At 55.9% G+C, this 18759-nt stretch carries 18 protein-coding genes; 15 read left to right on the forward strand and 3 right to left on the reverse strand.

Annotation, left to right across the window (positions count from 1 at the left end):
• Positions 1–84: 84 nt before the first annotated feature.
• From udp to tatD, 9 genes are all read left to right on the forward strand, one after another.
• Positions 85–846: a uridine phosphorylase gene (gene udp / locus USF70_RS20805; RefSeq protein ID WP_003860792.1), complete on the forward strand. Its 762-nt coding sequence runs from the start codon at positions 85–87 to the stop codon at positions 844–846.
• Between the two features lie 139 nt (positions 847–985).
• Positions 986–2443 (forward strand): DNA recombination protein RmuC, encoded by a 1458-nt coding sequence (gene rmuC, locus USF70_RS20810; protein ID WP_320735972.1) that lies wholly within the window; start codon positions 986–988, stop codon positions 2441–2443.
• A gap of 66 nt (positions 2444–2509) precedes the next feature.
• Positions 2510–3265: a bifunctional demethylmenaquinone methyltransferase/2-methoxy-6-polyprenyl-1,4-benzoquinol methylase UbiE gene (ubiE, locus tag USF70_RS20815; RefSeq protein WP_023309612.1), complete on the forward strand. Its 756-nt coding sequence runs from the start codon at positions 2510–2512 to the stop codon at positions 3263–3265.
• Between the two features lie 13 nt (positions 3266–3278).
• Positions 3279–3884 (forward strand): ubiquinone biosynthesis protein UbiJ, encoded by a 606-nt coding sequence (gene ubiJ, locus USF70_RS20820; RefSeq protein WP_039264246.1) that lies wholly within the window; start codon positions 3279–3281, stop codon positions 3882–3884.
• Complete coding sequence (gene ubiB / locus USF70_RS20825) at positions 3881–5521, forward strand: ubiquinone biosynthesis regulatory protein kinase UbiB (protein ID WP_320735973.1); 1641 nt, start codon at positions 3881–3883, stop codon at positions 5519–5521. The genes ubiJ and ubiB overlap by 4 nt, the downstream gene beginning before the upstream one ends.
• Before the next feature lie 76 nt (positions 5522–5597).
• Positions 5598–5852: a Sec-independent protein translocase subunit TatA gene (gene tatA, locus USF70_RS20830; RefSeq protein WP_024908000.1), complete on the forward strand. Its 255-nt coding sequence runs from the start codon at positions 5598–5600 to the stop codon at positions 5850–5852.
• Between the two features lie 3 nt (positions 5853–5855).
• Entirely contained in the window at positions 5856–6398 is a 543-nt protein-coding gene (gene tatB / locus USF70_RS20835) for a Sec-independent protein translocase protein TatB (RefSeq protein WP_064673078.1), read from the forward strand.
• A gap of 2 nt (positions 6399–6400) precedes the next feature.
• Positions 6401–7171, forward strand: a complete 771-nt coding sequence (gene tatC, locus USF70_RS20840) for a Sec-independent protein translocase subunit TatC (protein WP_023309607.1) — start codon at positions 6401–6403, stop codon at positions 7169–7171.
• Positions 7172–7212: 41 nt separating this feature from the next.
• On the forward strand, positions 7213–7995 hold the full coding sequence (tatD, locus tag USF70_RS20845) for a 3'-5' ssDNA/RNA exonuclease TatD (protein WP_047647022.1): 783 nt from the start codon (positions 7213–7215) through the stop codon (positions 7993–7995).
• Here the strand turns inward: tatD and rfaH are convergent.
• Positions 7992–8483: a transcription/translation regulatory transformer protein RfaH gene (gene rfaH / locus USF70_RS20850; RefSeq protein ID WP_033146887.1), complete on the reverse strand. Its 492-nt coding sequence runs from the start codon at positions 8481–8483 to the stop codon at positions 7992–7994. The genes tatD and rfaH overlap by 4 nt on opposite strands.
• Positions 8484–8656: 173 nt before the next feature.
• Here rfaH and ubiD point away from each other — a divergent pair, with 173 nt between their 5' ends.
• On the forward strand, positions 8657–10147 hold the full coding sequence (gene ubiD, locus USF70_RS20855; protein WP_161496003.1) for a 4-hydroxy-3-polyprenylbenzoate decarboxylase: 1491 nt from the start codon (positions 8657–8659) through the stop codon (positions 10145–10147).
• A 42-nt stretch (positions 10148–10189) separates the two neighbouring features.
• Positions 10190–10891 carry an NAD(P)H-flavin reductase gene (gene fre, locus USF70_RS20860; protein WP_320735974.1) on the forward strand — a complete coding sequence of 234 codons (702 nt, stop codon included), beginning with the start codon at positions 10190–10192 and terminating at the stop codon, positions 10889–10891.
• Between the two features lie 161 nt (positions 10892–11052).
• Here the strand turns inward: fre and fadA are convergent, their stop codons facing one another.
• Both fadA and fadB read right to left on the reverse strand, forming a co-directional pair.
• Positions 11053–12216, reverse strand: coding sequence for an acetyl-CoA C-acyltransferase FadA (gene fadA / locus USF70_RS20865; RefSeq protein ID WP_033146886.1), 1164 nt, complete (start codon positions 12214–12216; stop codon positions 11053–11055).
• Positions 12217–12225: 9 nt separating this feature from the next.
• Positions 12226–14415, reverse strand: a complete 2190-nt coding sequence (gene fadB, locus USF70_RS20870) for a fatty acid oxidation complex subunit alpha FadB (RefSeq protein ID WP_033146885.1) — start codon at positions 14413–14415, stop codon at positions 12226–12228.
• Between the two features lie 190 nt (positions 14416–14605).
• Here fadB and pepQ point away from each other — a divergent pair, with 190 nt between their 5' ends.
• Genes pepQ through hemG form a run of 4 tightly spaced genes read left to right on the forward strand, consistent with a single transcriptional unit; the run spans position 14606 to position 18600 of the window.
• Positions 14606–15937: a Xaa-Pro dipeptidase gene (gene pepQ / locus USF70_RS20875; RefSeq protein WP_045888442.1), complete on the forward strand. Its 1332-nt coding sequence runs from the start codon at positions 14606–14608 to the stop codon at positions 15935–15937.
• Positions 15937–16551 (forward strand): IMPACT family protein, encoded by a 615-nt coding sequence (locus USF70_RS20880; RefSeq protein ID WP_063442062.1) that lies wholly within the window; start codon positions 15937–15939, stop codon positions 16549–16551. The genes pepQ and USF70_RS20880 overlap by 1 nt, the downstream gene beginning before the upstream one ends.
• Positions 16552–16592: 41 nt before the next feature.
• Positions 16593–18044: a Trk system potassium transporter TrkH gene (trkH, locus tag USF70_RS20885; protein ID WP_023309600.1), complete on the forward strand. Its 1452-nt coding sequence runs from the start codon at positions 16593–16595 to the stop codon at positions 18042–18044.
• 10 nt (positions 18045–18054) lie between these two features.
• Complete coding sequence (gene hemG, locus USF70_RS20890; protein WP_033146882.1) at positions 18055–18600, forward strand: menaquinone-dependent protoporphyrinogen IX dehydrogenase; 546 nt, start codon at positions 18055–18057, stop codon at positions 18598–18600.
• Positions 18601–18759: the final 159 nt, after the last annotated feature.

Raw genomic sequence — 18759 nt, forward strand, 5'->3', positions numbered from 1 at the left:
AGGTGTGTCACGAAAATATGCTTACTGCTTCTGTAAAGTACCGTTTTACTTCTTCTGACTAACCGACCCACAGAGGAGTCACCTATGTCTAAGTCTGATGTTTTTCATCTCGGCCTCACCAAAAACGATTTACAAGGGGCTACGCTCGCTATCGTCCCTGGCGATCCTGAGCGTGTGGAAAAGATCGCCGCGCTGATGGATAAGCCGGTCAAGCTGGCTGCCCATCGTGAGTTCACCACCTGGCGCGCAGAGCTGGATGGCAAAGCGGTGATCGTGTGCTCTACCGGTATTGGTGGTCCGTCTACGTCTATTGCTGTTGAAGAGCTGGCACAGCTGGGCATCCGTACTTTCCTGCGTATTGGTACCACTGGCGCTATCCAGCCACACATCAACGTCGGAGACGTGTTGGTCACGACCGCGTCCGTTCGTCTGGACGGCGCAAGCCTGCATTTTGCTCCGATGGAGTTCCCGGCAGTGGCTGATTTCGAATGCACCACCGCGCTGGTTGAAGCCGCGAAATCCGTGGGCGCGACCACCCACGTGGGCGTCACCGCCTCTTCCGACACCTTCTACCCGGGCCAGGAGCGTTACGACACCTTCTCAGGCCGCGTGGTTAGCCGTTTCAAAGGCTCAATGGAAGAGTGGCAGTCCATGGGCGTGATGAACTACGAAATGGAATCCGCAACGCTGCTGACCATGTGCGCAAGCCAGGGTCTGCGTGCCGGTATGGTGGCGGGCGTTATCGTCAACCGCACCCAGCAGGAGATCCCGAACGCCGAAACCATGAAGCAGACCGAAAGTCATGCAGTGAAAATCGTGGTGGAAGCAGCGCGTCGCCTGATCTAATCCTCTCTTCTGAAATCAAAGGCCGACGCGTTCGGCCTTTATTTTTTGCGTAGCGCCTCGCAGGAAAACCCTTTCAAACTGGACGTTTATACAGCACAATTCTATTTTGTGCGGGTAATACGTTGATGCAGGGGGCATTGTGGATATCTCGATCCTGATTTACGCGGTGATTGCGCTGGTGGGCTTAGGGATTGGCTGGCTGATTTCCAGCTACCAGCATGCGCAGCAGAAGGCCGACCAGCTGGCCGAGCGAGAAGAGATGGTCGCCGATTTAAGCGCGACAAAACAGCAGCTTGCTTTGAGCGAACACTGGCGCGACGAGTGCGAACTGCTCAACAACGAGCTGCGTAACCTGCGAGACATTAACACCTCGCTGGAGGCCGATCTCCGCGAAGTCACTACCCGCCTTGAATCCACCCAGCTGCATGCGGAAGACAAAATCCGCCAGATGATCAACAGCGAGCAGCGCCTCAGCGAACAGTTTGAGAACCTCGCCAACCGAATTTTTGAGCACAGCAACCGCCGCGTTGACGAACAGAACCGCCAGAGCCTGAACAGCCTGCTGACGCCGCTGCGCGAACAGCTGGACGGTTTTCGTCGTCAGGTGCAGGACAGCTTTGGTCAGGAAGCCCGCGAGCGACACACGCTGGCGCATGAGATTCGCAATCTTCAGCAGCTGAATGCGCAAATGGCGCAGGAAGCGGTCAACCTGACCCGCGCGCTGAAAGGGGATAACAAAACCCAGGGCAACTGGGGAGAAGTGGTGCTGACCCGCGTGCTGGAGGCCTCTGGTCTGCGCGAAGGATACGAATACGAAACGCAGGTGAGTATCGAAAATGATGCCCGCTCTCGCATGCAGCCGGATGTGATTGTGCGGTTGCCGCAGGGTAAAGATGTGGTGATTGACGCCAAAATGACGCTGGTGGCGTATGAACGCTACTTTAATGCGGACGATGACTACACCCGCGAGTCTGCGCTGCAGGAGCACATTGCCTCCGTGCGTAATCATATTCGCCTGCTTGGCAGAAAAGACTACCAGCAGCTGCCGGGTCTGCGCTCGCTGGACTATGTCCTGATGTTCATCCCGGTAGAACCCGCGTTCCTGCTGGCACTCGACAGACAGCCTGAACTTATCACCGAAGCGCTCAAAAATAACATTATGCTGGTCAGCCCCACCACGCTGCTGGTGGCGTTACGCACCATTGCGAACCTGTGGCGCTATGAGCACCAGAGCCGCAACGCGCAGCAGATTGCCGATCGCGCCAGCAAGCTGTACGACAAAATGCGCCTCTTCGTGGACGACATGTCTTCAGTCGGTCAGAGCCTGGATCGTGCGCAGGATAACTACCGCCAGGCGATGAAAAAACTCGCCTCCGGACGCGGCAATCTGCTGGCACAGGCTGAATCATTCCGCAGCCTGGGGGTTGAGGTTAAACGCGAGATTAATCCGGAATTGGTCGAACAGGCCACCGCCCAGGACGACGAATTTCGCCTGCGAGAAGGTTCTGATGAACAAAATACAAACAGTGAAGACAACACGTTAGCGGCGGATTTGTCACCAGACGAGACTCCAGCGCGTTTCATTCGCGGTGGTTGAAACGTAGGGCAAACGCGCCCAATCTGTTACACTTCACGAACCTTTTACTGATAAGCAGGCTCTGAGATGGCTGACGATTCACAAGACACAACGCACTTTGGCTTTCAGACTGTCGCCAAAGCGCAGAAAGCTGACATGGTGGCCCACGTATTTCATTCCGTGGCGGCGAAGTACGATGTGATGAATGACCTGATGTCGTTCGGCATTCATCGCTTGTGGAAGCGCTTCACCATTGACTGCAGCGGCGTACGTCGTGGACAAACGGTGCTGGATTTAGCCGGTGGCACGGGCGATTTAACCGCGAAATTCTCCCGTCTGGTGGGCGAAACCGGTCGCGTAGTTCTCGCCGATATTAATGACTCCATGCTGAAAATGGGACGCGAAAAGCTGCGTAACATCGGCGTGGTGGGGAATGTGGAGTATGTACAGGCAAATGCTGAAGCGCTGCCATTCCCGGACAATACCTTTGACTGCATCACGATCTCTTTCGGTCTGCGTAACGTGACCGATAAAGAAAAAGCGCTGCGCTCCATGTACCGCGTGCTGAAGCCGGGTGGACGTCTGCTGGTGCTCGAGTTCTCTAAACCGATCATTGAGCCGCTGAGCAAAGCCTACGACGCCTATTCCTTCCACGTGCTGCCGCGTATTGGTGAGCTGGTGGCTAACGACGCTGAAAGCTACCGCTATCTGGCGGAATCTATCCGTATGCACCCGGATCAGGACACATTAAAAGCCATGATGCAGGACGCGGAATTTGAGAACGTTGAATATTTCAACCTGACGGCGGGTGTCGTCGCGCTGCATCGCGGTTACAAATTCTGAGTGGAGGTGTCCCGTGCCCTTTAAACCCTTAGTCTCCGCAGGCATCGAGAATGTACTGAACGCTTTTCTGTATCGCGCCCCTGCGCTGAAAGCTGCACGTCAGCGGCTTAACGGAAAGGTATTACGTATTGTTTTAAAAGAGTTCTCGACGCCGCTTGTGCTGGTATTCAGCGAACGCCAGCTTGACGTTCTGGGGGCGTGGGAAGGTGAAGCCGACTGCTCGGTCATCACGCACATGAGCGTGCTGCCAAAACTGCGCGATCGCCAGCAATTAACGGCGCTTATCCGCAGCGGTGAGCTGGAAGTGGAAGGCGACATTCAGGTCGTGCAGAACTTCGTTGCGCTCACCGATCTGGCGGAGTTCGACCCGGCAGAGCTGCTCGCGCCTTTTATCGGCGACATTGCCGCCGAAGGCATCGGGAAAGTCCTTCATGGCGGCGCCTCCTTTGCGCGTAAAAACCTTCAGCGCCAGCAACGCTATGCGGCGGAAGTGCTGACTGAGGAGTGGCGAATGGCGCCCGGGCCACTGGAAGTTGCATGGTTTGCGGAAGAGACCGCTGCTGTTGAACGTGCGGTTGATGCGTTAACCAAACGGCTGGAAAAACTGGAGGGCAAATGACGCCTGGTGAAATTCGGCGCCTCTATTTTATTATTCGCACCTTTTTGAGCTACGGGCTCGACGAGCTTATCCCCAAAATGCGTATCACGCTGCCGCTTCGTATCTGGCGGCGGATGCTCTTCTGGATGCCCAATCGCCATAAAGGTCAACCGCTGGGTGAGCGTCTGCGCCTGGCGCTGCAGGAGCTCGGCCCGGTTTGGATTAAATTCGGACAGATGCTGTCGACCCGCCGCGATCTCTTCCCGCCTCTGATTGCCGATGAGCTTGCGATGCTGCAGGATCGCGTCGCACCGTTTGACGGCGCGCGCGCGAAAAAGCAAATTGAAGAGGCGATGGGAAATGTCCCCGTCGAGACCTGGTTTGACGATTTCGACATTAAGCCACTGGCATCGGCCTCTATCGCGCAGGTGCACACCGCGCGTCTGAAAGAAAACGGCAAAGAAGTCGTTATTAAAGTCATTCGTCCGGACATCCTGCCAGTCATCAAAGCGGACATGAAGCTGATTTATCGGCTGGCGCGCTGGGTGCCACGCCTGCTGCCGGACGGGCGTCGCCTTCGTCCACTGGAAGTGGTGCGGGAATATGAAAAAACGCTGATTGATGAGCTTAACCTGCTGCGTGAATCGGCGAATGCCATTCAGCTGCGTCGCAACTTTGAAAACAGCCCGATGCTCTATGTACCTGAAGTCTATTCTGACTACTGCAGCCAGAACATGATGGTGATGGAGCGTATCTACGGTATTCCGGTTTCGGATGTGGTGGCCCTGGAGAAACAGGGAACGAACATGAAGCTCCTGGCCGAACGTGGCGTACAGGTCTTCTTTACCCAGGTATTCCGCGACAGCTTTTTCCATGCGGACATGCATCCGGGCAATATCTTCGTGAGCTACGACCATCCTGAGGATCCGAAGTATATCGGTATCGACTGCGGAATAGTTGGTTCGCTGAACAAGGAAGATAAACGGTATCTGGCTGAGAACTTCATCGCGTTCTTCAACCGCGACTACCGTAAGGTGGCCGAGCTGCACGTCGATTCCGGCTGGGTGCCGCCGGACACCAACGTCGAAGAGTTCGAGTTCGCGATCCGGACCGTTTGTGAACCTATTTTTGAAAAACCGCTGGCGGAAATTTCCTTTGGGCATGTGCTGTTAAACCTGTTCAACACGGCTCGCCGCTTTAATATGGAAGTTCAGCCACAGCTAGTTTTACTCCAGAAAACATTACTTTACGTTGAGGGTGTAGGCCGACAGCTCTATCCTCAGTTAGACTTGTGGAAGACCGCGAAACCTTTCCTTGAATCCTGGATTAAGGATCAGGTTGGCATTCCGGCGCTGGTGCGCTCGCTGAAAGAGAAAGGCCCGTTCTGGATAGAAAAAATGCCTGAAATTCCTGAACTGGTTTATGACAGTTTGCGTCAGAGCAAGAACCTTCAGCACAGCATGGATAAAATCGCCCGCGAACTTCAGTCCAGCCGTGTTCGCCAGGGACAGTCACGCTATCTCTTTGGGATTGGCGCAACGCTGCTGCTGAGCGGTACGCTGCTGCTGATCAACCGTCCGGACTGGCAGATGATGCCCGCCTGGCTGATGGCTGGCGGAGTGGTAGTCTGGCTAACAGGGTGGCGAAAAACGCGCTGAGCGTGCGTCGCTATCGACGGGTCGCATACGTATAATGCGGCCTGACTCATTAATCATCTATCCCTGAGGAACATGTATGGGTGGTATCAGTATCTGGCAATTGTTGATCATTGCCGTCATCGTCGTGCTGCTGTTTGGCACCAAAAAGCTCGGTTCTATTGGTTCCGATCTGGGCGCGTCTATCAAAGGCTTCAAGAAAGCGATGAGCGATGATGAGAGCAAGCAGGATAAAACCAGCCAGGACGCTGACTTTACTGCTAAATCCATCGCCGACAAGCAAGAAGAAGCCAAAAAGGAAGACGCTAAACGCCACGATAAAGAGCAGGTGTAAGTCGTGTTCGACATTGGTTTTAGTGAGCTCCTGCTGGTCTTTGTGATTGGCCTGATTGTGCTGGGGCCGCAGCGTCTGCCGGTGGCAGTGAAAACCGTTGCGGGCTGGGTTCGTGCGCTGAGATCGCTGGCATCGACCGTTCAGAATGAACTGGCGCAGGAGCTTAAGCTGCAGGAATTTCAGGAAAGCCTGAAAAAGGTCGAGAAGGCGAGCATGGATAACCTGACGCCGGAACTGAAAGCGTCAATGGATGAGCTGCGCGAAGCGGCAGAATCGATGAAGCGCTCCTATAGCGTTAACGATCCTGAAAAAGCGAGCGATGAAGCGAACACCATCCATAACCCGGTGGTGAAGGGCAGCGAGGAGCAGCGCGAGGGCGTAACGCCTGCCAGCGCTGAACATCAGGCTGCCGCGCCAGAACAGACGCCGCAGGAAACCGAACTGAAAAAACAGGCGCAGCCGGAAGAGCCGGTAGCAAAAACGGCGGAAGTGAAGCCCGCTGCGTCCGTTTCCGAATCATCCCCCTCGTCGAGTGATAAAGCGTAAACATGGCAGTAGATGATACTCAACCGCTGATTACGCACCTCATTGAGCTGCGTAAGCGCCTGTTAAACTGCATTATTGCGGTTTTACTCATATTCCTGTGCCTGGTCTATTTTGCCAACGATATCTATCAGGTGGTCTCTGCACCGCTGATCAAGCAGATGCCGCTGGGCGCAACGATGATTGCAACAGACGTTGCTTCGCCGTTCTTTACCCCCATCAAGCTGACCTTCTGGGTGTCGTTGATTGCTTCTGCACCGGTCATTCTTTACCAGGTGTGGGCGTTTGTGGCGCCTGCGCTGTATAAGCATGAACGCAAGCTGGTTATCCCGCTGCTGGTGTCCAGCTCGCTGCTGTTCTATATCGGCATGGCGTTTGCCTATTTCGTTGTCTTCCCGCTGGCCTTCGGCTTCCTGACGCATACTGCGCCGGAAGGGGTCCAGGTGTCGACGGATATCGCCAGCTACCTCAGCTTTGTGATGGCGCTGTTTATGGCGTTTGGCGTGGCATTCGAAGTGCCGGTGGCTATTGTGCTGCTCTGCTGGGTAGGAGTAACGACCCCGGATGACCTGCGTAAGAAGCGTCCGTATATCCTTGTGGGCGCATTTGTTGTTGGCATGCTGCTGACACCGCCGGATGTGTTCTCGCAGACGCTGCTGGCCATACCGATGTACTGTCTGTTTGAGGTCGGCGTTTTCTTCTCGCGTTTCTACGTGGGTAAAGGACGTCGAGCGGATGACGAAGACGATACGTCCGACAAGACCACTGAAGAGTAAAACCAGCCGCCCGTCAGGGCGGTTGTTATATGGGGATTTGCATGTTTGATATCGGACTCAACCTGACCAGCTCGCAGTTTGCGAAAGATCGTGATGAGGTGGTTGCGCGCGCTTTTGCCGCCGGGGTGAAAGGACTGCTGCTGACGGGCACCAACCTGCATGAGAGCGAGCAGGCGCAGCAGCTGGCGCAACGATACGATCGCTGTTGGTCTACTGCTGGCGTGCATCCTCACGACAGCAGCCAGTGGACCGCGGAAAGTGGCGACACCCTGTACAGGCTGGCAAAGACGCCAGACGTTGTGGCGATCGGCGAATGCGGTCTCGATTTCAATCGTAACTTTTCCACGCCTGAAGAGCAGGAAAAGGCGTTTACTGCCCAGCTTGCGCTGGCGGCAGAGCTTGGAATGCCCGTATTTATGCACTGCCGCGACGCGCATGAGCGTTTCCTGGCACTTCTGGATCCGTGGCTGGAGAAACTGCCCGGCGCGGTATTGCACTGTTTCACCGGTTCACGGCAGGAAGCGCTGGATTGCCTGGCGCGAGGGCTTTATCTGGGTATTACCGGCTGGGTGTGCGATGAGCGTCGCGGGCTTGAACTTCGTGAGCTATTGCCGGTAATCCCGGCTGACCGGCTGCTCCTCGAAACCGATGCGCCTTATCTGCTACCGCGCGACATGAAACCCAAACCGGCATCGCGGCGAAATGAGCCCGCGTATCTGGGGCACATTGTTGAGAGCGTCGCGAAGTGGCGCGGAGAGGATCCGCACTGGCTTTCGGCGCAGACGGATGACAACGTGCGTAATCTGTTCGGGATAAACGTTTAAAGTTTGCGGAAGTCGGTGTTTTTAACGCTCTGCAGCACCTGCTTGTTCAGCAGATTGAGCAACAGCATAGAGCGCGCTTCCCCGTCCGGCTCGGCAAAAATCGCCTGCAGGCCTTCGAAAGCGCCTTCGGTAATCACGACGCTATCGCCGCTGTAAGGGGTTTCGGGGTCGGTGATCCCTTCAGGTTGTTGATAAATTGACAGCTGATGAATGACCGTCGACGGAACCGTTGCCGGGTGGGCACCAAAACGAACGAAGTGGCTGACGCCGCGCGTTGCGCTGATGGTGGTGGTGTGGATGACTTCCGGGTCGAACTCCACAAACAGGTAGTTCGGGAACAACGGCTCACTGACGGTTGTGCGCTTCCCGCGCTGCATTTTTTCAAGCGTGATCACGGGTGTCAGGCAATTTACAGACTGACGTTCAAGATGTTCCTGCGCGCGCTGAAGTTGCCCGCGTTTGCAATACAGTAAATACCAGGCCTGCATAATCACTCTTTCCCTTAGTTCGGGGCGCAAGCATATCAAAACCCTGGCGGGATCGCTAAGTTGATTATAATGGGGGAAAATGGAACAGAACGCATAAGTTCACGCTTATTTAACAAAATTACAGCATCAAGCAGGCTTACGCCGTATAATGAAGCGCTTACAGAGAGGCCATGATTAACTGCATGAAATACCACGATCTCCGCGACTTCCTGACGCTGCTGGAAAAGCAGGGTGAACTCAAACGTATTACACTTCCTGTCGATCCTTATCTGGAGATGACAGAAATTGCTGACCGCACCCTGCGTGCCGGTGGCCCCGCATTACTGTTTGAAAATCCGAAAGGTTACTCCATGCCGGTGCTGTGCAACCTGTTTGGTACACCGCGTCGTGTTGCATTGGGTATGGGGCAGGAAGACGTCTCTGCGCTGCGTGAAGTCGGTAAACTGCTGGCGTTTCTGAAAGAGCCGGAGCCACCGAAAGGCTTCCGCGATCTGTTCGACAAGCTGCCGCAGTTTAAGCAGGTGCTGAACATGCCCACCAAACGCCTGCGCGGTGCGCCGTGCCAGCAGAAAGTGCTCGAAGGCGATGCGGTTGATCTGACTAAAATCCCCATCATGCAGTGCTGGCCTGAAGATGCCGCTCCGCTTATCACCTGGGGGCTGACCGTTACGCGCGGCCCGCACAAAGAGCGGCAAAACCTCGGTATTTACCGCCAGCAGTTGATTGGCAAGAATAAACTCATCATGCGCTGGCTGTCGCATCGCGGCGGCGCGCTGGATTTCCAGGAGTGGTGCGCTGCACATCCGGGGGAGCGTTTCCCGGTGTCTGTCGCCTTAGGCGCCGATCCGGCCACCATTCTGGGAGCCGTCACGCCCGTGCCGGATACGCTCTCTGAATATGCATTTGCAGGCCTGCTGCGCGGAACGAAAACCGAAGTCGTGAAGTGTATCTCTAACGATCTCGAAGTTCCGGCCAGTGCGGAAATTGTGCTGGAAGGTTACCTCGAGCAGGGTGAAATGGCGCCAGAAGGCCCTTACGGCGACCACACCGGCTATTACAACGAAGTGGATAACTTCCCGGTGTTTACCGTGACGCACATTACGCAGCGTGAAGATGCGATTTATCACTCCACGTATACCGGACGTCCACCGGATGAACCGGCGGTGCTGGGCGTGGCGCTGAATGAAGTGTTTGTGCCGATCCTGCAAAAGCAGTTCCCGGAAATTGTTGATTTTTATCTGCCGCCTGAAGGATGCTCGTATCGCATGGCGGTGGTCACGATGAAGAAGCAGTATCCTGGTCATGCTAAACGCGTGATGATGGGCGTATGGTCTTTCCTGCGCCAGTTTATGTATACCAAATTTGTTATTGTCTGCGATGATGACGTTAACGCCCGCGACTGGAATGACGTAATCTGGGCCATTACCACGCGAATGGACCCGGCGCGCGATACGGTGTTAGTCGAAAACACGCCGATAGATTACCTGGATTTTGCCTCGCCGGTTTCCGGCCTTGGCTCAAAGATGGGACTGGATGCCACAAATAAATGGCCTGGCGAAACCGACCGTGAATGGGGTCGCCCGATCAAAAAAGATCCTGCAGTGACCGCGCGAATTGACGCGATCTGGGACGAGCTGGCCATAATGAATAACGGTAAACCCTGAGCTAACCGTTAAGCCCTATAGACTTCCCGACAGAGAGAGCGAATGACAACCTTAAGCTGTAAAGTGACCTCGGTAGATGCCATCACCGACACCGTATATCGCGTCCGTTTAGTGCCAGAAGCGCCATTCTCTTTCCGCGCGGGTCAGTACCTGATGGTTGTGATGGATGAGCGTGATAAGCGTCCTTTCTCTATGGCCTCAACGCCAGCGGAGCAGGAATTTATTGAGCTTCATATTGGTGCGTCAGAGCTTAACCTGTATGCGATGGCGGTGATGGATCGGATCCTGAAGGAACGTGAAATCGTGGTGGATATTCCGCACGGCGATGCGTGGCTGCGCGATGACGAAGACCGTCCGCTGGTCCTGATCGCTGGCGGTACGGGCTTCTCTTATGTGCGCTCTATTCTGTTGACCGCCCTGGCGCGTAACCCGGACCGTGACATCACCATTTACTGGGGTGGCCGCGAAGAGAAACATCTGTACGACCTGTCTGAGCTGGAAGCGCTGAGCGTAACCCATCCTAACCTGCGCATTGAGCCGGTGGTTGAGCAGCCGGAAGAGGGCTGGCGTGGTCGCAGCGGGACGGTGCTGACGGCGGTGCTGCAGGATCACGGCACGCTGGCAGGGCACGATATCTATATCGCTGGCCGTTTTGAGATGGCGAAAATTGCCCGCGACCTGTTCTGCAACGAACGTGACGCGCTTGAAGACCGCCTGTTTGGCGATGCGTTTGCCTTCATTTAAATAAAAAACCCGCCCCTGACAGGCGGGAAGAACGGCAACTAAACTGTCTCTCTTCGCCAATGACGCCAGTGGCGGTGAGATACCTCTCGTAGGCCGGGAAAGCGCAGCGCCTCCCGGCAAAAGCCCGATGGCGCGATGCTTATCGGGCCTACGTTATAGCCTTACACTCTCTCAAACACCGTCGCGATACCCTGACCCAGCCCGATACACATCGTTGCCAGACCAAACTGGGCATCTTTGCGTTCCATCAGGTTGATAAGCGTCGTGCTGATACGCGCCCCGGAGCAGCCCAGCGGGTGGCCGAGGGCGATCGCGCCGCCGTTGAGGTTAATCTTCTCGTCGATCTGCTCCATCAGCCCCAGATCTTTAATGCACGGCAGGATCTGCGCGGCGAACGCTTCGTTCATTTCAAACAGGTCGATGTCGCTGGCGGTTAATCCCGCTTTTTTCAGCGCCAGCTTCGAGGCCGGAACCGGGCCGTAACCCATGATTGAAGGATCGCAGCCCACGACCGCCATCGAACGTACCCGTGCGCGAGGCGTTAAGCCCAGCTCGCGGGCACGGCTTTCGCTCATCACCAGCATCGCGGCGGCACCGTCGGACAGCGCCGACGAAGTACCTGCTGTTACCGTACCCGTGACCGGATCAAACGCAGGGCGCAGGGTAGAAAGCGCTTCTACGGTGGTTTCCGGGCGGATGACTTCGTCGTAGCTGAACTGCTTCAGTACGCCGTCTGCGTCGTGGCCGCCGGTCGGGATGATCTCATTCTTAAAGGCACCGGACTGCGTCGCCGCCCATGCGCGAGCGTGAGAGCGCGCGGCAAAGGCATCCTGCATATCACGGCTAATGCCGTGCAGACGAGAGAGCATCTCGGCAGTCAGACCCATCATCCCCGCGGCTTTCGCCACGTTACGGCTCATGCCAGGATGAAAATCGACCCCGTGGCTCATCGGCACGTGACCCATGTGCTCAACGCCGCCCACCAGGCAGGCCTGCGCATCACCGGTCATGATCATCCGCGCCGCGTCGTGCAGCGCCTGCATTGATGAACCGCACAGGCGGTTCACGGTGACAGCCGGAACCGAATGCGGGATCTCCGCCAGCAGCGACGCGTTACGGGCGATGTTGAAACCTTGCTCCAGGGTCTGCTGCACGCAGCCCCAGTAGATATCGTCCAGCGCAGCAGGATCCAGCGCCGGGTTACGCGCCAGCAGGCTACGCATCAGATGCGCGGAGAGGTCTTCCGCACGCACGTTACGGAATGCACCGCCTTTTGAACGGCCCATCGGGGTGCGAATCGCATCAACAATGACAACCTTTTCCATTGTGACTCCTTAAGCCGTTTTCAGCTCACCAACCGGACGGGCTGGCTCAACTGCTGGATAGTAGGGTTCGTTATGGCGCGCTTTGTTACGCAGCCCTTCCGGCACCTCATAAAGCGGGCCGAGGTGCTGATACTGCTGAGCCATATCGAGATAGCGGGCGCTGCCGAGCGTGTCCAGCCAGCGGAACGCGCCGCCGTGGAACGGAGGGAAGCCCAGGCCGTACACCAGCGCCATATCGGCTTCTGCCGGGCTGGCGATGATGCCTTCTTCAAGGCAACGCACCACTTCGTTGATCATCGGGATCATCATGCGGGCGATGATCTCATCGTCGGTGAAGTCGCGTTTCGGCTGGCTTACATCGGCCAGCAGGCCGTCCACCACGGCATCTTCTTCTTTCTTCGGTTTGCCTTTGCTGTCTTCTTTATAGCGCCAGAAGCCCAGGCCGTTTTTCTGGCCGAAGCGGTTAGCATCGAACAGAGCGTCAATGGCGTCGCGATAATCTTTCTGCATACGCTGCGGGAAGCCTGCCGCCATCACCGCCTGAGCGTGGTGAGCGGTATCAATCCCGACCACGTCCAGCAGATACGCCGGGCCCATCGGCCAGCCGAACTGTTTCTCCATCACTTTGTCGATTTTGCGGAAGTCCGCACCGTCGCGCAGCAGCTGGCTGAAGCCTGCAAAGTAAGGGAACAGCACGCGGTTAACGAAGAAGCCCGGGCAGTCGTTAACAACGATCGGCGTTTTGCCCATCTTGCTGGCCCATGCCACCACTTTAGCGATGGTTTCGTCAGAGGTTTTTTCCCCGCGGATCACTTCGACCAGCGGCATACGGTGTACCGGGTTGAAGAAGTGCATCCCGCAGAAGTTTTCCGGACGCTTCAACACGCTCGCCAGTTCGCTGATTGGAATGGTGGAGGTGTTAGAGGCCAGCACGGTCTCAGGACGAACCTTGTCTTCCGTTTCTGCCAGCACCGCTTTTTTGACTTTCGGGTTCTCGACGACGGCTTCGACCACCACGTCCACACGGTCGAAACCGCTGTATTCCAGCACAGGCTGAATGGTGGAGATCACGCCTGCAAGCTTCAGCCCGTCAATTTTTCCGCGTTCCAGCTGTTTATTCAGCAGCTTGGCCGCTTCGGTCATGCCCAGCGTCAGAGATTTCTCGCTGATGTCTTTCATCACTACCGGCACGCCTTTCCAGGCCGACTGGTAAGCGATGCCGCCACCCATAATGCCCGCACCAAGTACCGCCGCATGTTTTGGCGTCTCAACGTTTTTAGTCAGCTGTTTGGCTTTACCCTTCACGAACTGATCGTTGAGGAAGATACCGACCAGCGCGCGGGCTTCATTGGTGTGCGCCAGCGGGACAAAGCTCTGATTTTCGAGCTTCAGCGCCTCGTCGCGACCGAGACGGGCCGCGGCTTCAATGGTTTTCACCGCCGTGATCGGCGCAGGATAGTGTTTACCCGCCGTCTGCATCACCATGCCTTTGGCGATGGTAAAGCTCATGGTGGCTTCAATCTTGCTGAGTTTTAACGGCTCCAGCTTCGGCTGGCGTTTGGCTTTCCAGTCGAGATCGCCGTTAATGGCCTGACGCAGAATGGCGAGTGCGCCTTCAACCAGTTTCTCTGGCTTCACGACGCCGTCGACCAGGCCGATTTTCTGCGCCTGTTCTGCGCCGACATCTTTACCTGCGGCAATGATCTCCAGCGCGCTGTCGGCACCCAGCATGCGCGGCATACGCACGGAGCCGCCAAAGCCTGGCATGATGCCCAGCCTGGTTTCCGGCAGGCCGATGCGCAGGTCCGGCGTCGCCAGACGGTAGTCGGTCGCCAGTACGCATTCGCAGCCGCCGCCCAGCGCGTAGCCGTTAACGGCGGAAATGGTCGGGACAGGCAGATCTTCCAGACGATTAAAGACGCTGTTGGCAAAGTGCAGCCACTGGCTCAGCTGTTCTTCCGGGACCAGGAACAGCGAAAGAAACTCGGTGATATCGGCACCGACAATAAAGGCCGCTTTGTTCGAACGCAGCAGCAGCCCTTTTAATTCAGGTTGTTTTTCAAGAACATCCAGCGCCTGGCCAAGACTGGCCACCGTCGCGGTATCAAGCTTGTTCACTGAGCCGGGAGCATCGAACACCAGTTCGGCAATGCCATCTTCCAGCCAGTTGAGGTACAGGGTGTCGCCTTTGTAGAGCATGTCAGTCTCCTGAATCCAGCAATTGGATCTGGTCATACCAGATGAATCGGAGTGTGGGATTTATGTTAATAAAATGCAAATTACTCATTAAGAAAATGCTGCGTTGATCACGGTCGGTGGAAATCACGCAGCCGGAGTGAGGTGTGCTAAGATGCGATGACTTGAGGTCAAAAAAACGAAAGGAAGAATGATGGACTCACTGGCTTCGCTTTATAAAAATCATATCGTTACCCTACAGGAACGTACCCGCGATGTACTGGCCCGCTTTAAGCTGGATGCGCTGCTGATCCACTCCGGCGAGCTGATGAATACCTTTCTGGATGACCACGCTTATCCGTTTAAGGTGAACCCGCAGTTTAAAGCCTGGGTGCCGGTGACTCAGGTTCCAAATTGCTGGCTGCTGGTGGATGGCGTGAACAAGCCGAAACTGTGGTTCTACCTGCCGGTCGATTACTGGCACAACGTAGAACCGCTGCCGACCTCTTTCTGGACGGAAGAGATTGATGTGATTGCACTGCCGAAAGCGGACGGCATTGGCAGCCAGCTGCCTGCCGCGCGGGGCAACATCGCCTATATTGGCCCTGTTCCGGAGCGCGCGCTGGGTCTGGATATTCCGGCAGACAAACTCAATCCGAAAGGGGTGCTGGATTACCTGCACTATTACCGCGCGTATAAAACCGACTACGAACTTTACTGCATGCGTGAAGCGCAAAAAACGGCGGTGAATGGCCACCGTGCCGCGCACGAAGCGTTCCAGTCGGGGATGAGCGAGTTCGACATCAATCAGGCCTATCTGACCGCGACAGGCCACCGTGATACCGACGTGCCGTACAGCAATATCGTCGCGCTGAATGAGCACGCGTCCGTGCTTCACTACACCAAACTGGATCACCACGTTCCGTCGGAGATGCGCAGCTTCCTGCTTGACGCAGGCGCCGAGTACAACGGTTACGCGGCCGACCTGACCCGTACCTGGGCGGCGAATGCGGATACCGATTTCGCGCAGCTGATTAAAGACGTGAACGATGAACAGCTGGCGCTGATTGCCACCATGAAGGCCGGAACCAGCTATGTGGATTACCACATCCAGTTCCATCAGCGCATCGCAAAACTGCTGCGTAAACATCAGATTGTGAAAGACATGAGCGAAGAGGCGATGGTCGAGAACGATCTAACCGGGCCATTCATGCCGCACGGTATCGGCCACCCGCTGGGCCTGCAGGTTCACGACGTTGCGGGCTTTATGCAGGATGATACCGGGACGCACCTGGCGGCACCGTCTAAATATCCTTACCTGCGCTGCACCCGTATTCTGGAGCCGCGTATGGTGTTGACGATTGAACCGGGGATCTACTTTATCGAATCCCTGCTGGCGCCGTGGCGTGAAGGCCAGTTCAGCAAACACTTCAACTGGGAAAAAATTGATGCGCTGAAGCCGTTTGGCGGTATTCGCATCGAAGATAACGTGGTGGTTCACGAAAACGGTATCGAGAATATGACGCGAGACCTGAAGCTGGCCTGATGGAAAGCTGGCTGATACCGGCTGAACCGGTCACCTTTGTTGAGGAAATCAAGAAAAGCCGCTTTATTACGCTGCTGGCGCATACCGACGGCGTAGAGGCGGCAAAGGCGTTTGTCGAGTCCGTTCGGGCTGAGCATCCTGACGCGCGTCACCACTGTGTGGCATGGGTGGCAGGGCCGCCGGATGATTCACAACAGCTGGGGTTTTCCGACGACGGTGAACCGGCGGGCACGGCCGGTAAACCCATGCTTTCGCAGCTGATGGGCAGCGGCGTGGGTGAAATTACCGCCGTGGTGGTGCGCTACTACGGCGGCATCCTGTTAGGCACGGGTGGGCTGGTAAAAGCCTATGGCGGCGGAGTTCAGCAGGCACTGAATATGCTCACAACTATCCGCAAAACGCCGCTCACCGAATATACTTTGTTGTGCGATTACGCCCAGCTATCGGGCATTGAAACGCTGCTCAAACAGTTTAACGGCGTCATCGCGCACAGTGAATATCAGGCAATGGTGCAATTACGCGTGGCGCTTCCTCAGGCGGAGCTGGCTGCTTTTTCAGCAAAACTGGCTGATTTTAGTCGTGGTTCGTTGCAATTGCTGCCGATTGAAGAATAATCCCCACCTCACTTTTTTGAATACCAAAGGAAGCGGCAGAGATGCATTTTCGTGCCATAACCCGAATCGTTGGACTGCTGGTCATACTCTTTTCCGGGACGATGATTCTCCCGGGACTGGTGGCGCTTATCTACCGGGACGGCGCGGGGCGGGCATTTACCCAGACCTTCTTTGTCGCGCTGGCGATCGGCTCGCTGCTGTGGTGGCCAAACCGTCGTCAGAAAGGTGAGCTGAAATCTCGCGAAGGATTTCTGATTGTGGTCCTGTTCTGGACGGTGCTGGGGAGCGTCGGTTCGCTGCCCTTTATCTTCTCTGAACAGCCTAACCTGAGCATTACGGATGCCTTTTTTGAATCGTTCTCCGGTTTAACAACCACCGGGGCGACGACGCTGGTGGGTCTGGATTCTCTCCCGCACGCCATTCTCTTTTATCGCCAGATGCTGCAGTGGTTCGGGGGGATGGGGATCATCGTCCTGGCAGTGGCTATTCTCCCTATTCTGGGCGTTGGCGGCATGCAGCTTTATCGCGCCGAAATGCCCGGGCCGCTGAAAGATAACAAAATGCGCCCGCGTATTGCCGAGACGGCGAAAACCCTCTGGCTTATCTATGTATTACTGACGGTGGCCTGTGCGCTGGCGCTATGGTTTGCCGGGATGCCCGCTTTTGACGCCATCGGACACAGCTTTGCGACGATCGCGATCGGCGGGTTTTCCACCCACGATGCCAGCGTCGGCTACTTCGACAGCCCAACGATTAACACGATTATTGCCATTTTCCTGCTGATTTCAGGCTGTAACTACGGTCTGCACTTCTCTTTACTGAGCGGGCGAAGCCTGAAAGTGTACTGGCGTGACCCGGAGTTCCGCATGTTCATTGGCGTCCAGCTTACGCTGGTGATCATCTGTACCCTGGTGCTGTGGTTCCATGATGTCTACAACTCCGCGCTGACCACGCTAAATCAGGCGTTCTTCCAGGTGGTATCGATGGCGACGACCGCCGGGTTTACCACCGACAGCATCGCGCGCTGGCCGCTGTTCCTGCCGGTGCTGCTGTTATGCTCGGCATTTATCGGGGGCTGTGCGGGTTCTACGGGCGGTGGCCTGAAGGTAATTCGTATTCTGCTGCTGTTTAAGCAGGGCAACCGTGAGCTGAAGCGCCTGGTCCACCCGAATGCGGTTTACAGCATTAAGCTGGGGAACCGCGCGCTGCCGGAACGTATCCTCGAAGCGGTGTGGGGATTCTTCTCGGCGTATGCGCTGGTGTTTATCGTCAGTATGCTGGCGATTATCGCGACGGGGGTAGATGATTTCTCCGCCTTTGCGTCCGTCGTAGCAACATTGAATAACCTCGGGCCCGGCCTGGGCGTTGTGGCGGATAACTTTGCCAGCATGAACCCGGTCGCGAAATGGATCCTCATCGCCAATATGCTGTTTGGTCGTCTTGAGGTCTTTACGCTGCTGGTGCTGTTCACCCCTACATTCTGGCGCGAGTAAGGAGCCGTTGATGAAAACATTGATTCTTTTCTCTACGCGAGACGGGCAAACGCGTGAGATTGCCGCTTATCTGGCGTCGGAATTAAAAGAGCTGGGTATTTACTCTGATGTGGTGAACCTGAACCGTGCGGAGCAGATTGCCTGGCAGGAGTACGATCGCGTGGTAATTGGCGCGTCAATTCGTTACGGGCATTTCCATCCGGCGCTGGATCGCTTTGTGAAAAAGCACACGGCGGTGCTCAACAAATTGCCCGGTGCCTTTTACTCGGTCAATCTTGTCGCTCGTAAAGCCGAGAAGCGTACGCCGCAGACCAACAGCTACACGCGCAAGTTTTTACTCAGCTCGTCGTGGCAGCCTGACCTGTGCGCCGTCTTTGCCGGCGCGCTGCGTTACCCTCGCTACCGCTGGTATGACCGCTTTATGATCCGCCTGATTATGAAGATGACCGGGGGTGAAACCGATACGCGTAAAGAAGTGGTTTATACCGACTGGTCGCAGGTGGCCAGTTTTGCGCGGGAAATCGCACATTTAACGGGCGATTCGCGACATAAATAAGCGTTAAGTTTGAAAAGTGAGCGAACGAAAAGTTTTTTGTATTTTATGCTTGTCACGTCGGAATAACTCCCTATAATGCGCCTCCACTGACACGGAACAACGGCACACACGCCGCCGGGTCAGCAGAGAAAAGCGAAATTAATCACTTGACTCTGAAGC

The organism is Enterobacter sp. 237C8 (genome assembly GCF_034106865.1).
GTDB classification, from domain to species: Bacteria; Pseudomonadota; Gammaproteobacteria; order Enterobacterales; family Enterobacteriaceae; genus Enterobacter; species Enterobacter asburiae_B.

What these genes read in the sequence shown, in the direction of transcription:
- udp (WP_003860792.1), top strand. Translation starts at nt 85, where the DNA reads ATGTCTAAGTCTGATGTTTTTCATCTCGGCCTCACCAAAAACGATTTA.
- ubiE (WP_023309612.1), top strand. Translation starts at nt 2,510, where the DNA reads ATGGCTGACGATTCACAAGACACAACGCACTTTGGCTTTCAGACTGTC.
- ubiB (WP_320735973.1), top strand. Translation starts at nt 3,881, where the DNA reads ATGACGCCTGGTGAAATTCGGCGCCTCTATTTTATTATTCGCACCTTT.
- tatA (WP_024908000.1), top strand. Translation starts at nt 5,598, where the DNA reads ATGGGTGGTATCAGTATCTGGCAATTGTTGATCATTGCCGTCATCGTC.
- tatC (WP_023309607.1), top strand. Translation starts at nt 6,401, where the DNA reads ATGGCAGTAGATGATACTCAACCGCTGATTACGCACCTCATTGAGCTG.
- tatD (WP_047647022.1), top strand. Translation starts at nt 7,213, where the DNA reads ATGTTTGATATCGGACTCAACCTGACCAGCTCGCAGTTTGCGAAAGAT.
- rfaH (WP_033146887.1), bottom strand. Translation starts at nt 8,483, where the DNA reads ATGCAGGCCTGGTATTTACTGTATTGCAAACGCGGGCAACTTCAGCGC.
- fre (WP_320735974.1), top strand. Translation starts at nt 10,190, where the DNA reads ATGACAACCTTAAGCTGTAAAGTGACCTCGGTAGATGCCATCACCGAC.
- fadA (WP_033146886.1), bottom strand. Translation starts at nt 12,216, where the DNA reads ATGGAAAAGGTTGTCATTGTTGATGCGATTCGCACCCCGATGGGCCGT.
- fadB (WP_033146885.1), bottom strand. Translation starts at nt 14,415, where the DNA reads ATGCTCTACAAAGGCGACACCCTGTACCTCAACTGGCTGGAAGATGGC.
- pepQ (WP_045888442.1), top strand. Translation starts at nt 14,606, where the DNA reads ATGGACTCACTGGCTTCGCTTTATAAAAATCATATCGTTACCCTACAG.
- USF70_RS20880 (WP_063442062.1), top strand. Translation starts at nt 15,937, where the DNA reads ATGGAAAGCTGGCTGATACCGGCTGAACCGGTCACCTTTGTTGAGGAA.
- trkH (WP_023309600.1), top strand. Translation starts at nt 16,593, where the DNA reads ATGCATTTTCGTGCCATAACCCGAATCGTTGGACTGCTGGTCATACTC.
- hemG (WP_033146882.1), top strand. Translation starts at nt 18,055, where the DNA reads ATGAAAACATTGATTCTTTTCTCTACGCGAGACGGGCAAACGCGTGAG.